Annotated in this window: 15 protein-coding genes; 6 read left to right on the top strand and 9 right to left on the bottom strand. The window is 35.8% G+C overall.

What is annotated here, in order from left to right; genetic code table 11:
• Window positions 1-1,182: an FtsW/RodA/SpoVE family cell cycle protein gene (locus tag MHB65_RS04520; RefSeq protein WP_205441740.1), complete on the bottom strand. Its 1,182-nt coding sequence runs from the start codon at window positions 1,180-1,182 to the stop codon at window positions 1-3.
• A 60-nt stretch (window positions 1,183-1,242) separates the two neighbouring features.
• Entirely contained in the window at window positions 1,243-1,524 is a 282-nt protein-coding gene (locus tag MHB65_RS04515; RefSeq protein ID WP_036125355.1) for a YlaN family protein, read from the bottom strand.
• A 182-nt stretch (window positions 1,525-1,706) separates the two neighbouring features.
• Here MHB65_RS04515 and MHB65_RS04510 point away from each other — a divergent pair, with 182 nt between their 5' ends.
• The 3 genes from MHB65_RS04510 (at window position 1,707) to MHB65_RS04500 (ending at window position 3,043) form a co-directional block, all read left to right on the top strand.
• Window positions 1,707-2,207, top strand: coding sequence for a peptidyl-prolyl cis-trans isomerase (locus tag MHB65_RS04510; protein WP_205441738.1), 501 nt, complete (start codon window positions 1,707-1,709; stop codon window positions 2,205-2,207).
• Between the two features lie 11 nt (window positions 2,208-2,218).
• A complete protein-coding gene (locus MHB65_RS04505) occupies window positions 2,219-2,422 on the top strand; it encodes a YlaI family protein (protein ID WP_048394712.1) in 204 nt (67 codons plus the stop codon).
• A 330-nt stretch (window positions 2,423-2,752) separates the two neighbouring features.
• Window positions 2,753-3,043 (top strand): hypothetical protein, encoded by a 291-nt coding sequence (locus MHB65_RS04500; protein WP_342442628.1) that lies wholly within the window; start codon window positions 2,753-2,755, stop codon window positions 3,041-3,043.
• A gap of 121 nt (window positions 3,044-3,164) precedes the next feature.
• Here the strand turns inward: MHB65_RS04500 and MHB65_RS04495 are convergent, their stop codons facing one another.
• The 3 genes from MHB65_RS04495 to MHB65_RS04485 form a co-directional block, all read right to left on the bottom strand.
• Window positions 3,165-4,892, bottom strand: coding sequence for an ABC transporter ATP-binding protein (locus tag MHB65_RS04495; RefSeq protein WP_342442627.1), 1,728 nt, complete (start codon window positions 4,890-4,892; stop codon window positions 3,165-3,167).
• On the bottom strand, window positions 4,885-6,630 hold the full coding sequence (locus MHB65_RS04490; protein ID WP_342442626.1) for an ABC transporter ATP-binding protein: 1,746 nt from the start codon (window positions 6,628-6,630) through the stop codon (window positions 4,885-4,887). Before MHB65_RS04490 ends, MHB65_RS04495 begins: the two co-directional genes overlap by 8 nt.
• 153 nt (window positions 6,631-6,783) lie before the next feature.
• Entirely contained in the window at window positions 6,784-7,761 is a 978-nt protein-coding gene (locus tag MHB65_RS04485; RefSeq protein WP_342442625.1) for an AraC family transcriptional regulator, read from the bottom strand.
• A gap of 178 nt (window positions 7,762-7,939) precedes the next feature.
• Here MHB65_RS04485 and MHB65_RS04480 point away from each other — a divergent pair, with 178 nt between their 5' ends.
• From MHB65_RS04480 to MHB65_RS04470, 3 genes are read left to right on the top strand one after another with little or no spacing between them, the layout of a single operon-like run.
• Window positions 7,940-8,548, top strand: a complete 609-nt coding sequence (locus tag MHB65_RS04480; protein WP_342442624.1) for an MptD family putative ECF transporter S component — start codon at window positions 7,940-7,942, stop codon at window positions 8,546-8,548.
• Between the two features lie 12 nt (window positions 8,549-8,560).
• Entirely contained in the window at window positions 8,561-9,229 is a 669-nt protein-coding gene (locus MHB65_RS04475) for an energy-coupling factor transporter transmembrane component T (RefSeq protein ID WP_342442623.1), read from the top strand.
• Between the two features lie 38 nt (window positions 9,230-9,267).
• Window positions 9,268-10,722: an energy-coupling factor ABC transporter ATP-binding protein gene (locus MHB65_RS04470; RefSeq protein WP_342442622.1), complete on the top strand. Its 1,455-nt coding sequence runs from the start codon at window positions 9,268-9,270 to the stop codon at window positions 10,720-10,722.
• Between the two features lie 87 nt (window positions 10,723-10,809).
• Here MHB65_RS04470 and MHB65_RS04465 read toward each other — a convergent pair whose 3' ends face one another.
• The 4 genes from MHB65_RS04465 to MHB65_RS04450 form a co-directional block, all read right to left on the bottom strand.
• Window positions 10,810-11,604, bottom strand: coding sequence for an ABC transporter permease (locus MHB65_RS04465; RefSeq protein ID WP_342442621.1), 795 nt, complete (start codon window positions 11,602-11,604; stop codon window positions 10,810-10,812).
• Complete coding sequence (locus MHB65_RS04460; protein WP_342442620.1) at window positions 11,597-12,364, bottom strand: ABC transporter ATP-binding protein; 768 nt, start codon at window positions 12,362-12,364, stop codon at window positions 11,597-11,599. The genes MHB65_RS04465 and MHB65_RS04460 overlap by 8 nt, the downstream gene beginning before the upstream one ends.
• A 1-nt stretch (window position 12,365) precedes the next feature.
• A complete protein-coding gene (locus MHB65_RS04455; protein ID WP_342442619.1) occupies window positions 12,366-13,358 on the bottom strand; it encodes an ABC transporter substrate-binding protein in 993 nt (330 codons plus the stop codon).
• A gap of 283 nt (window positions 13,359-13,641) precedes the next feature.
• On the bottom strand, window positions 13,642-14,040 hold the full coding sequence (locus tag MHB65_RS04450) for a YlaH-like family protein (RefSeq protein ID WP_036125369.1): 399 nt from the start codon (window positions 14,038-14,040) through the stop codon (window positions 13,642-13,644).
• Window positions 14,041-14,057: the final 17 nt, after the last annotated feature.

The raw sequence follows: 14,057 nt of genomic DNA, 5'->3' as shown, positions 1-14,057 counted from the left end.
TTATGATTGTGTTTTTTTCCTCTCTACCTTTTCAAACATAGAAACATTGATTAATATCCCCATCGCTAAAGATAGAATGATTATAGATGTACCGCCATAGCTTATAAAAGGTAACGTTACACCGGTTAACGGGATTAACCCGGTTACACCCCCAAGATTAATAAACGATTGCCAGCCTATCCAGCTCGCAATGCCGGCCGCAATCATGCGTGCCAATGGATCTTTTGTTCGTAATGCAATAGAAAAACCTTTATATACAATAAATCCTAGACCACATAAGACAATTAAAACGCCCCAAATCCCTAGCTCTTCCATAATAATTGCCATAATAAAATCTGTTTGTGGTTCAGGTAAGTATCCTAATTTTTGAATGGATTGACCAAGGCCACGTCCTTCTAAGCCACCACCGCCAATGGCATAATAACTATTCACCACTTGGTGACCACTACCATCCTCATACTCAAACGGATTTAAGTAAGACAATATCCGTCCTTTTCGATTTCCTGTCAGTAGCTCTCCCTTAAATAACCAAAGAATACCAAGAATAGCTGTACCAAATGCACCTAACACACCAAAAAATTTCCAAAATGTTTTAAACGGGATACCACTTGAAGCTACAACTGAAACGGCAATTCCGCATAGAATAATTACTGCTCCTAAGTCTGTTTCAAAGGCTACCCCAGCAACCACTAAAATCCATAGAAAAATTGGGTAAAAAATTTCAGTAGGTTGTAGCTTTTCAAATGTATACTTTTGCGCTTTTCGATAAAAAGCAGCTGCAAAATATAAAATTATAAATAGTTTCGCATACTCTGAAGGCTGAAAATTCCCTAATCCTGGAATAGCAATCCAACTTTGAGAGCCTACTTCATCTGCCCCATGACCAAACAATTTTAACCATGTGAATAACACCGCCAATACGACCGTTAGCAATAACATAATGTTCTTATTCGCATAATGTTTGTATGGAAAAAAGGCCGCCACTATAAAACCGAGAAAAGCCACCATTAAATTGGTCACTTGCTTTTGATAAAAAAAATCAGGTGCTTGTTTTTTCTGTGCAATAGCAACCATCATACTTGAACTGTAAATCATTATTAACCCAAATAAACTTAATAATAGGACCGTAAAAAATAAGGGGTAATCAAAATTTTGTGCATAACGTTTTAAGTATTGTCTCATTGGAAAACCTCGTTCTAGTAAAAAAACTCAAAGCGCAAAGAAGCGTTTGAGTTTTTCTTTTTATTTGTCTGTATACGCGTCGTGTAGTACAGAAAGTTCCTTCTCGAGTGAATCGAGAATTTCTTTGCCCTTATCACGTTCAATCAATCCAAGCTTCACAGCAAAGTCAATTTCACGTGACAGGCCGAACATTTGTGTATCTAATACTTCCTCATATAAAGGGCATTGTGGCATTGTTAAATGATCCATTTGTACTCGAATAAGGCGAGCAATCTTATCTGCATCAGCAACTAATAGCTCCAAAGCCTTCTCTTGAAAAGAAGTTTGTGATTTCGTATCCATGAGGACGCCCCCATTATCTGATATTTCTTCGATTCTATCTTAATAAAGTTTATCTTTTAGTCGATAAAAATGCAAGTGTCTTCGTTGGAAAATAGAGAATTGGAATTATATTTCTTTATTATCTCTAGGTATTAGCGTTATACTATGTCATGGATATACAAGATTTGAGGAGGATTTCTATTATGGAAACAATAATTCCTATCACAGGTGCAGTCACATACCAACTAACATTAGATCCTACTGTGTGGATTTTCGATGATCGTAAATTAGATTTAAACACTTACTTCATTACTCAAGATATTGAGGAAGATGCCGACATCAAATATATGCGTGAAGTAGGAGCTCACTGGTCACGTGAAATTATGGAAGGGGCAACATTCCCACCTACATTAAAATCTGAGCGGAAATTTGACCGTAAAGGAATGGAAACAGGTACTTTTGGTATCGAATTAAGTCATTTCTTGAAGAATGCTGAAATTAAACAAGAAGCGACAAAAATCGTCTTAACTTGCAAAGATGGTCAAGAATATCCATTCACAATTGAAGAAGCTTATACACTTATTTTAAAATATAGCCAAGATGGCAAGCCCCTTTTAGAAGATGGGCCAATCCATGTATTACTAAGAGACGGTTCAAATATTGACAATCCTATTAAAAACGTATCAGCCATTCGTGCTGAATAGGAGGGAATGCAATGCGCGTTAAATGCGTTATTTGCGATACGATTCATAATTTAGATGATAATTTACCTTTAGCAAAAAAATTGCGTAATCGACCAATTCATACCTATATGTGCGATATTTGTCATGATCGCATTTCTGAAAATACGGTTGCACGAATGGAAACAGGCAATTTCCGTTTTTATCGTACTTCACCCCAGATGGATAAAGAATTTTAAATAAATCATGCTAATAACAAAATCATTCCGAGATATGAGTATTCTCGGAATGATTTTTTAGTGTTGAAAAACAAAACAGTCAATTGAAAGGTAGAAATGGATTTCCGTTGCTGGCACTTGCTTTCCTGTGAGCGAGCGCCGAGCCGCTTCCTCTGCTACCGCTCCGTTTAGTGTCTCGCTATCCCACGGGAGTCAAGTAGCCTTCCACTCCAATCAACAAAAGTGTTACCTTTTTAGCAAAGGTTTTCAAATAAAGTGTAGGTTTTATGAAGAGGTGTTGTCACGCATCACTTCCCCAATAAGAGCTTATCCCCTCTAAGAATACAGATAATGGGCGATTTGATCGCTATTATGAAAAAAGTAAAGACACTTTGCAGAATGGTTGATTGGAATGGAGCCAGCGTCACTCCTAGGGGATTTAGCGTCACAGAGGAGACCCTGGAGCGAACGGAAGTGAGTGAAGCGGCTCATCGGACGCCCCCTGGAAAGGACGCTGGCGGAACGGAAATCAACCCCTCACCTTGCAAAGTAGCTTTTTCTGCCGTTGACATCATCTTTTTGCAACAACATGAAATCATTCCGAGATATGAGTATTCTCGGAATGATTTTTTGCTTGATTAGGATATATACTAGGAACAGTATTAATTTGTAGTTAAGAGGTCAGGTTAACTTATTTTCGCTGATATCCCCTACTGTCTTACCATGAGTGTTACCTGGAGGATGAACTATTCTTAACGATAAATCAAGAAATTTTCCATCCTTTCGCCTCTAGCTGCTCATGATAAAGCTGAGCATAGCCTCCTTCTAATTTAATTAACTCATCATGTGTTCCTTGCTCAGCAATCTGTCCATCCTTTAACAATAAAATTTTATCTGCATTTTGAATCGTGTTTAATTTGTGTGCAATAACGACTACCGTCTTTCCTTGCATTAATTCATCAATGACCTCCTTTATCTCCATTTCATTATCGGGATCAAGCGATGCCGTTGCCTCATCCAACAAAATAATAGGTGCATCTTTTAAAAACGCTCTTGCTAGAGAGATTCGTTGTTTTTCGCCTCCAGATAAAGTTGAGCCTCCTTCACCAACGATTGTTTCATAACCTTGTTCCATTGCCATAATGAAATCATGGCAATTAGCTCGTTGACAGGCTATTTCCACTTCCCTACGTGTAGCCTGTGAATTACCAATTAAAACATTATTGTAAATGGAATCGTTCAATAAAAATGGATGTTGGAACATAATACTCATATTTTGTAGCAAATAATCAGGTGCTATGCGAGAAATCGTTTCTCCACCAATCATAATTTTCCCTGCATCAATATCCCAAAAGCGAGCTAGTACATTTAATATAGTGCTTTTACCAGAACCAGAAGTACCAATTAAAGCGACAGTAGATTTTGCAGGTATCGTAAAACTAATATCATTTAAAACCGCTTGCCCTTCTTCATAGGAAAACTTTACATTTTCAAAAACTATATCAAAATCTGTAAATGTGGGATTTTCCAATTCATAAGTAGGCATCTCTTTTTTATATACAGATGCAACATAATTAACAGCTACGGACAACATTTTTATTTCAGTGTAAAACTGACTAAACGGTTTAAACATTGCGGATATACCTAACGAAATAATGATGAAAAGAACCATCGCTTGGGCGTCAATTGTCCCTCCTAATAGACTGTAGGAGCCTACTAGGAAAACAAGTGGTATGATACAGTCAATAATTATAAAAAATAAAAAATTAACGGGTACAAGCTGCAATTCAACTTTAATACTAACATCACGATACTTTTTTAAAGCATCATGCAAACGTTTAAAAGCCTCGCCTGTTTGATTATGAGCTCGAAATACTTTAATACCATCAATATATTCCATTACTCGCGACAACACTTCAGCCACAATATCTTTTTTATGTTCCCCATTTTTACGCCCTAAGTGACCAGCTAAGAGGAGCAGCGGAATCGATAACAGCACCATAATCAGCTGTGCCATAGCAAGTTGAGGATTAATGAAAAATGATACACTTAAAATATAAGTAGTGATCATTGTAATTTTTAAAATATCCCCTATTAAGTGCGTAATAACCCGTTCGATATCACTCATATTTCCTGTGCAAATATTAATCAGTTTGCCAATGCTTTGTTTTGAGAAATAACCTAGAGGTAAGGATTTTAAATGGTTGGATACGTTGATACGTGCATCACGAATAAGTATGGAACCTCTTAACTGATACAAATATTGAGAAAAACCAATGAATACAACACGGATGACAAAGCTGCCTATCAGCATCATGAACGCAAGTTTCAAGACATCAGAGGTAAAACTTCCTTGAACAATATTTACAATGACATAATACAGTGCTCCATACATAGTAGCGGTGCCAAATGTATCTAAAATAGATAATCCAATAGGTAGATACATGCGCTTCAATTGTCCTTTAAAGATGAGCTGTAAGTTGCTAAACATTGAGTGATACCCCCTTCTCATACTTAGTATAGCTTTTCCACATCTGATAATATATACCTTGCTTGTTCATTAATTGGGCATGTGCACCATACTCAATAATCTCTCCCTCATCAAACACATAAATAATATCTGCTTCTTTAATCGTATGTAAACGATGGGCTATAATAATGGTCATTTTATCTTTTAATAAATGATCAAGGGCTCTTTGTATTTTCCTTTCGTTCTCTATATCTGAATGTGAGGTTGCTTCATCTAAAATAACAATAGGAGCGTCCTTCAATAGGGCTCTAGCAATCGCAATTCTCTGTTTTTGTCCTCCACTAACTTTTATACCTGCCTCACCAAGCTTCGTCTGATAGCCGTTTGGTAAAGAAACGATAAAATCATGAATTTCTGCATTACGGCATACGTGCTCTACTTGCTCTATAGAATAGTTTTGACCCATAATGATATTCTCATAAATTGTATCCTCAGATAAAAAGGTATCTTGAAAAACAAAGGATATTAAATTCATTAAGTTGTGTTGAGCAATCGTTTGTATTGGCTGACCATTAATACAAATCTCGCCCTCTTCTGCGTCAAAAAATCTAGCTGCCAGTTCAGCTGCAGTCGTTTTACCTGCACCTGATGGACCAACAAAGGCAATTTTTTGTCCCTTTTTAAGCTGGAGTGAAATATCTTTTAGTACATACTTTGTATCATACTTAAATGATACATTTTGAAAGGATAATGAACGTACTTCTTTCGATTGTATATTGATTGCTCCCTGTGGCTGAGAAGGTACAAGCCAAATATCCTGAATACGAGATACCCCCTCCAATGTCATCGCTAATGTGCCTCCAAAATCAAGCAATTGCTTGAGCGAAGATAAAAAAGTCATACTCATTACAACAATTAACAAAAAGGCACTAGGTTCAAGCGTCCCATGTAAAACTCGTATGCCTCCAACAGGAATAATAAACACTAAAGCAGATTCTGTTAAAACAACAAACAAAGCATAGTAAGGAGATTGCTCACGATTGATAGATGCCCACATCAATTGGTATTCTTCAATCGCTGTTCGCAACTTTTTAAAGGAGGAGCCAGCAATATTAAAGGCTTTAAAAACAGCCATTCCTCGAATATATTCAACAAAAGAGGCATTCATATTTTCTAAATGAGTATGATAATTTTGCATACGACTATCAAAGTTTTTAAACATTATTATTTGTAGTAAAAAACTTAACCCTAATGGTATTAAAAGGATTAAGCTCAGCTTCCAGTCAATCGTCATTAAATAAATAAAAATAACAAGCGGTGCCATTATGGCGGCTGCAAAATCCGGCAATTGATGGGCCAATGAGTTTTCTATTTTTTCAATATCCTCATTGATAGATTTCTTTAATTCGCCTGAATTTTTCTTAGAAAAATAGCCTAGAGGCAATGTTGCTAGATGATTGATTGTTTTAATCCGTAACTGATACAGCACGCTAAAAGCCGCAATATGTGAAAACGTTCCTGATACTCCTAAAAGAACAAAGCGCACAACAACAATCACTGCAGTCCATATTGACCATACTTTAATGTGCTCATAATTAGGTTCAGGCTGTAATAACTCATTTAAAATAAAATAGCCCACTAAAAAAGGTGCATATGTTAGTAATGTACTCAGGACACTAAATAGTGCTGCTAAATATAATTTCCCATGCTCCTCTTTAGCCTCTCGCCAAAGAAAAGTGAGATTAGATTTCTTCTGCATACAGTTATGCGCCTCCAATGTAAAAGTATTATGCATAGTCTAATTGATAATGGTTTTCGATTACCACTCTAAAAAATAAAAAAACAATCCAAAAAGCTGCCCATTTAACAACAAGTTAAAATGGACAGCTTTCGTTTTGTTCAAAGACATGTGTTATTTTTTAAATTTTTTTCGATACTGTAATGGCGTCTCTAAATAAGTACGTTTAAAAATGGTCGTAAACTTGCTCGGATTATCATAACCAACCTCTAATGCAATAGCCAATATAGGTATAGTTGTGTCTTGTAATAGTTCTGCAGCCTTTGCCATTCTTCTTTTTTGAATATAACGGTATACTGTGCAACCAACGATATTTTTAAAGCCCACTTGTAAATCAGCTAAAGCTATATGATATGTCTGAGCTAAAGCTTTTACTTGAAGAGATTTACAATAGTCCTTGTCAATTTGTTCCTTTATTTGATGAATTCTTGAATCGTGACAGCAAGCCAATGTATTTGTACATACACTACTAGAATTTTGATTAATACTATGTGTTAAAAATTCCAATGTTTTGGTCTTTATTAATAATTGATTTAACATATTCTCTTCAAAATTCCCTAATAATTGTTTCGTTAACATTTGATGAATGGGTGTACTTTCTTGTTTATAAATATGACCATTTTCTGAAAAAATGGTCTGAACAAAATTTCTCCATTCCTCTAATATATTTCCATTATCACTACATAGAGATTTACGCATCACTTCTACATCCATACAAACTGAAATACCTGTTAAATTCTCACAAATAAAATCATAATATGGCAGTGGTTTTGAAAAATTAAAAAATAGTAAATCATGTGGGCTAAAAACCATCCATTCATCACTATTCCTACAGCGCACTTTCCCTAGCCCCTTTACCAAAGAAGTAATTTCAATTAAGTGACATTGATGATAAGGAACTTTACCTGCTTCTACTTTATACGTACAATCTCGAAAAATAGATATTTCAATTCCTGGCTCTACCATACAATGCTGTAACAATCCACTACCACTGGGCTGTTGTATGACATATTGTGTACCTAGCCAAGTATGACGTATATGCTTGACGTTAGTTGAAAGAGCGTAACATTTAGATAGAATATTTTCACACATCTCGTACCTCCTAAATGATAATTACTCTCAATTATATAAAAGGAAGCTGCATACTGCCAACTTTAAAAATGAATATATATTTTTTCTTTTGGAGCAATTTTCTTATGTAATGGGGTAGCTTGCTTAATTGAGAAATATTATCATTTAGAAAAATAATTTAGAAGCGAGGTTATTAGGTATGAAGACGTCCAAATGGCAGGCAAAAGATTTGATTACAATTGGTTTGTATACTATTTTAATTTACATTATTCATAATGTAATTAGTATTATTTTAAGTCCGATCATGCTTTACATCTATCCTTACATGTCAGGTATTTGTTTATTCTTTTCAAGTATTGTGTATTTATTGATGGCAATTCGAGTAGGCAAAAAAGGTACTCTATTACTTATGGCTACGGTTACAGGCTTTATCTATACGTTGATGGGCGCACCACTGATGCTACCATTCTTTATAGTTGCAGGTATTGTTGGTGAATTGACTCTGTTAAGTGGCGATGGTACACAATATCGTCAAGTTAAAAGGCAGGCTGTTGCTTATGGAATTTACGGTATTTTATTTGGCTCTGGCGCCTTTGTTATGATTTATGTACTAGGAACTGAGTTTTTCGAAAGTATGAAATATACAAAATCCTTCATTGATCGTATTCTTGAATATGCTTATTCTCCACTTTGGATGGCATCTGGGCTTGCCGCTTCCTTTTTCTTATCCTGGTTAGGCTGTATGATTTCAAAAGGTATTTTAAGCAAGCATTTTGTAAAGGCCGGCTATATTAGCTATCAGTCCTAATGGTGATTGCATATGAAGTTTGATGCTCGTATACAATTTTTCATGTTATTACTTTGCAGTATCATTGCTCTATTTATCACTGTAGAAAGTACGATATTACTTATTTTACTTGCATTAATAACCTTATTATTACAGGGCTTATACACACATTTTTTTACTTGGCTTTTCATGGGAGGCTTAATCGGCATATTTTATTACTTAATCCAATTAAATCCGCAATCTATTTTTAATGTCTTTAGCTTTTTACTATTTATCTCAATCAAATTATTACCAACACTTATCATTGCTTCATCTTTAAGCACGATACCTGTTGGAAAATTACTAGCCAGTCTACAAAAGTTAGCTATACCTAATAGCATACTTCTAACATTTACTGTTGCTTTACGCTTTTTTCCTATATTACGGATGGAATCAAAAATTATCAATGAACATGCCAAAATCAGAGGTATTTCCTATATGCAGATAAAAAATTGGATAAAGCCAAAGCAATTATTTGAATATACAATCGTCCCTTTACTCATGAGAACAATTAAATTAGCAGATGATTTAAGTGCTGCAGCTACTACAAGGGGAATTGATGCACCAACAAAAAAAAGCAGCGTGTACGCTATACAATTTGGTTACTATGATTACCTTGCCATACTACTACTATTATGCATGGTACTAATTCCATTTATTTAATAACGAAACAAAAGAACCATTACGAAAGGAAATTACAAGTGATTGCCTTAACAAATGTTAACTTTCAATATAATTCGGAAAACCCCTTGCTTAAAAATATATCTTTAACCATTAATGAAGGTGAATTTATCGTTTTAACCGGTCCTTCTGGGTCAGGAAAAACAACATTAAGCCGTATTATTAATGGCTTAATACCACATTTTTATGATGGTCAATTACATGGGCAGGTTACAATTAACCATACATCTCTTTTAGATCTACCAATGTGGCATTTAAGCCAATGGGTGGGAAGTGTCTTTCAAGATCCTAAAGCACAATTTTTTACAGCTAATGTTTATAATGAGATTGCATTTGAGCTTGAAAATCATGGGATACACCAACAAACTATTGCTAGACGAGTTGAAGATGTCTGTGAGCAGATGACTTTAAATATGATAAAACATCAATCATTGCATTCACTTTCAAGTGGACAAAAGCAAAAGGTAGCCATAGCTGCAGCAACAGCGATAGAGCCACTAATTTATGTAATGGATGAACCCTCTGCTAATCTTGATTTACAGGCAACGAATATCCTACAAAATGAACTACTCCGCCTAAAAAAAAGTGGAAAAACCATCATTGTAGCTGAACATCGTCTGTACTACCTGATGTCTTTAGCGGATCGTATTATTTATATGGAAGATGGTCAAATTCAGTGGGAATATAGTCCAGAGCAATTACTAGCATTATCTGCTCAACAATTGCAGCAATTTGGTTTACGTTCTCCCTCACTTACAAATGGATATAAAAAAACTATACCTTCTAGGGGTAAAGAGCCTGTCGTAACAAGTATGAATTTATGCGTTAGCTATAATAAGATTCAGGCTTTGGATTACCTACAATTACATTTACAAAGTGGTGAGGTATGTGCTCTAATTGGTCAGAACGGGGCAGGTAAAACAACACTTGCTCGTACTATAGCTGGACTTATTAAAGAAAAAAAAGGAGAAATCCGTATCCACGGTGATGTAAAAAATGCAAAGAAGCGTTTAGAGGATGTTTGGCTAGTTATGCAAGATACAGTTTATCAATTATTTACTGACAGTGTATGGAACGAGCTATTATTAAATAAACCATTAAGAGAGGAAACTTTAGAATATGCCGAAGATTTGCTAAAATCATTAAAACTATGGCACTTAAAGGACCAACATCCTGCAACACTTTCAGGCGGTGAAAAACAACGCCTTGTGTTGGCAATTGGCTTAATGCAACACGCCTCTATTTTCATCTTGGATGAGCCAACATCAGGATTAGATGGTTTTAATCTACAGCGTGTAATCGAGATTATTCAGCAACTTAAGGAAAGAAACTGCCATATTCTTGTTATTACCCACGATTATGAGCTTGTTGCAGGAGCATGTGATCGAATTATTAAATTACAATCTGGAAAAATTACGGATGACATTGCAACAGAGAACTTATCTTTTGAAGATATTGTACATATCATGCAATAGCAATTTTCCATAACGATAAAAGCGAGGAATCTCACAATGCTGAGATAAACCTCGCTTTCATTTTTTCAATTTAGGAGCCACTTCACCTTATGCCTTATTCTTTATGATTATCTTTTCAATCAGCTCCACCACTTGATACATAATGGTTGCAAAAAAGGCAATGATTAAAAGTGACATAAGAACAAGGTTAAAATTAAATACTTGGAAGCCGTAGATAATTAAATAACCGAGTCCTTTTGAAGCTACTAAAAATTCCCCTACAATAACCCCTACCCATGATAAGCCAACATTCACTTTCAAGGTTGAAATGATCGTAGGAAATGAGGCTGGCAAAATGACCTCACGAAAGATTTGCCATCTTGTTGCCCCAAATGTTTGTAACACTTTACTATAATTTGGATCGACACCTTTAAATGCTGTATATACTACTATGGTTGTAATAATGATGGAAATTAAGGCACCCATGGCTATGATGGAAAAATAACCTGGACCGAGCGCAACAATCAAAATCGGACCAAGTGCAACTTTTGGCATCGCGTTTAAAATCACTAAATATGGATCGAGTACTTTTGATAGGAGTGGAGACCACCACAAGACAACAGCTATCAATGTTCCTAATAAAGTCCCAGCTATAAAGCCAATCACGGTCTCCATTAATGTAACACTAACATGCAATGTTAAAGACCCATCACTGACTTTTTCAATAAATGTATGCCATACATGAGTTGGTGAGCTAAAAATTAAACGATCAATCCATTCTAGTCTTGAAAGTAGCTCCCATCCCCCAAAGAAAATAAGGAGAATAATAAGCTGATATAATCGAACGAAGCGTTTTTCTTTTTTTAACAATTGCTGATATTGTTTAAATAATGTGTTATCCAAGGCTCTCCAGCTCCTTCCAAATAGTTTGGAAAATATCTGAATAGGCTGGATGCTGTCTTATATCAAAAGGTGATAGATCACTAAGGGCTTTAGGTATTTCAAACACCTTGTGCACTGTCCCTGGGTTTGCTGAAAATAGAAATACACGCTGACTCATCGCGATTGCCTCGCCAATATCATGTGTCACAAGAATAGCGGTCTTTTTATAAGCTTTTAAAGTTTCCACCACTAAATCCTCAAGCTTTAATTTCGATTGATAATCTAACGCAGAAAACGGTTCATCTAATAGTAAAATTTTAGGATTTACAGCTAAGGTACGCGCAAGTGCTACACGTTGTCTCATACCTCCAGATAATTCTCGAGGATAATTGTTTCCCACATGAGGTAATCCTACTTCCTGTAACAACGCATTGGCAGTTACTTTATGTGTTTTATGGCTACGCTCCATTATTTTTAAGCCAATTGTGACGTTTTCTTCAATGGTCTTCCAAGGAAATAAATAGTCCTGCTGAAGCATATAGCCAATACTAGATTGATTACTTGCTGATAGCTTTTCACCATCTATATAGACATTGCCTTCAGTTGCAGGGAATAATCCTGCAATGATTGATAATAATGTGGTTTTACCGCAGCCACTCGGCCCAATAAACGAAACAAATTCTCCTTCATGAATGGCTAAACTGATATCACGTAATACTTCCTTTGCCTGTGTGCTTGAAAAATAACTATGGTGAATATTCTCCAGCTGTAAAAATTCCATATTACTCAGCAGCCTTTTTGGCAAAGGTTGTGTTCACAAGTTTTTCATACTCCACTCGTTGAGGAAGTTCACCTGCTTCCTCCATAATTGTTTGCAAGTTATCCCACTCCCCTTCATCAAGGATTGGGTCAGTGGCATAAGAGCCTTGTGCTTTATACCGCTCAATGACTGTTTCAATTATCGTTATATCTACATTTTCAAAATACGGTTGAATAATCTTTGCTACCTCAGCAGCACTCTCATTTTGTACAAAATCCTGTGCTCGTTGTAATGCATTTGTAAAAGCTTGAACAGTTGTAGCTTCATCCTTTAAATAACTACTTTTGGACATAAAGGATGTGTAAGGGAGATTACCAGACTCTGTTCCAAACGAAGCTACAATATAACCTTTTCCTTCTTTCTCGAAGACACTTGCAGTAGGTTCAAACAATTGTACATAGTCACCAGTACCTGATGCAAAGGCTGTAGCAATGTTAGCAAAATCAATATTTTGAATGAGCGTTAAATCATTTACAGGGTCAATGCCATGTTTTTTCAACACGAATTCACCTGCCATTTGTGGCATACCACCTTTACGTTGCCCCAAAAATGTTGAGCCCTCCAATTGATCCCACGAAAAATTATCCATCTTATCTCTTGCCACTAAAAAGGTACCGTCCGTTTGTGTTAACTGTGCAAAATTTTGAATGGGATCATTAGCACCTTGTAATGTGACATAAATAGACGTCTCCGACCCAACTAAAGCTATATCAATTCCATCTGACAGTAACGCCGTCATCGTTTTATCGCCACCTGCAATCGTTTGTAGCTCAACAGAAAGACCCTCCTCCTCGAAGAATCCCTTCTCAAGCGCTACATATTGAGGCGCATAGAAAATTGAACGAGTTACTTCTCCTACTTTGACTTTTTCTAGCTCTGCTTTATTACATGCCGTCAAAGAAAGGAGTAACAAAGCAATGACACCTAATAATAAACCTTTTGTAAGCCAACGCATTCCCTTTCCTCCTTGATATGATGAAAATAAGCCTATCGACATTAACTTATTCACATAAGGAGATTTCGGTGCCTATCAATTTATTTTGAAGCAGTAATATTTTGGTGCTAAAAAAGTAGAAGACTCTCCCCTCTAACGGAAAAAATGGATGCTTGTAGTGTTTTTTTAGCAGGCGTACAAATTTTGAGGAGAAGATATACATACAAAAAAACAGCCTTAGCTTAAAAATCGCTAAGACTGTTTATCACACGATAAAAAGTTCTTATTACAAAGTACGTAATTGTTACTGATTAGTGGCTTGTTGCTCTTCTCTTTTTTCACGCCATAATCTTGTTTTATAAACGATTAAAATTAAGGCCGCTACGATCAAACCTTCGATCATTGGCAAGAATAGGGCGAAAAACGTAAGCATGATACAACCTAAAAATAGGAACGCATAAATAATAATGTTTTGAGATAGTTTTAATTTCTTGGCAAAGCCTAACTTATAGACAATGGCAGAAAGTGCAAATACAAGAAGAAATACAACATAGCCTGCAATTTCATAGCTTGGTAAATTTTCGTATAAAAATCTAGTTATACCCGCCATTCTTCCATAAACTCTTGTTGTTTCATCGGAACTTGTCTGTGCAGCAACTTGAATAACATTTAGTTCACCCAATAAAGCGGACTTAATATCCAAGACTCCTCTTCCTTTCA

It is taken from the genome of Lysinibacillus sp. FSL K6-0075 (assembly GCF_038592945.1).
Taxonomy (GTDB): domain Bacteria; phylum Bacillota; class Bacilli; order Bacillales_A; family Planococcaceae; genus Lysinibacillus; species Lysinibacillus fusiformis_F.
Note: the sequence above shows the minus strand (reverse complement) of the source record. Positions and strands in the feature narration are given on the sequence as shown.

What these genes read in the sequence shown, in the direction of transcription:
- MHB65_RS04520 (WP_205441740.1), bottom strand. Translation starts at nt 1,182, where the DNA reads ATGAGACAATACTTAAAACGTTATGCACAAAATTTTGATTACCCCTTA.
- MHB65_RS04515 (WP_036125355.1), bottom strand. Translation starts at nt 1,524, where the DNA reads ATGGATACGAAATCACAAACTTCTTTTCAAGAGAAGGCTTTGGAGCTA.
- MHB65_RS04510 (WP_205441738.1), top strand. Translation starts at nt 1,707, where the DNA reads ATGGAAACAATAATTCCTATCACAGGTGCAGTCACATACCAACTAACA.
- MHB65_RS04505 (WP_048394712.1), top strand. Translation starts at nt 2,219, where the DNA reads ATGCGCGTTAAATGCGTTATTTGCGATACGATTCATAATTTAGATGAT.
- MHB65_RS04500 (WP_342442628.1), top strand. Translation starts at nt 2,753, where the DNA reads ATGGGCGATTTGATCGCTATTATGAAAAAAGTAAAGACACTTTGCAGA.
- MHB65_RS04495 (WP_342442627.1), bottom strand. Translation starts at nt 4,892, where the DNA reads ATGTTTAGCAACTTACAGCTCATCTTTAAAGGACAATTGAAGCGCATG.
- MHB65_RS04490 (WP_342442626.1), bottom strand. Translation starts at nt 6,630, where the DNA reads ATGCAGAAGAAATCTAATCTCACTTTTCTTTGGCGAGAGGCTAAAGAG.
- MHB65_RS04485 (WP_342442625.1), bottom strand. Translation starts at nt 7,761, where the DNA reads ATGTGTGAAAATATTCTATCTAAATGTTACGCTCTTTCAACTAACGTC.
- MHB65_RS04480 (WP_342442624.1), top strand. Translation starts at nt 7,940, where the DNA reads ATGAAGACGTCCAAATGGCAGGCAAAAGATTTGATTACAATTGGTTTG.
- MHB65_RS04475 (WP_342442623.1), top strand. Translation starts at nt 8,561, where the DNA reads ATGAAGTTTGATGCTCGTATACAATTTTTCATGTTATTACTTTGCAGT.
- MHB65_RS04460 (WP_342442620.1), bottom strand. Translation starts at nt 12,364, where the DNA reads ATGGAATTTTTACAGCTGGAGAATATTCACCATAGTTATTTTTCAAGC.
- MHB65_RS04455 (WP_342442619.1), bottom strand. Translation starts at nt 13,358, where the DNA reads ATGCGTTGGCTTACAAAAGGTTTATTATTAGGTGTCATTGCTTTGTTA.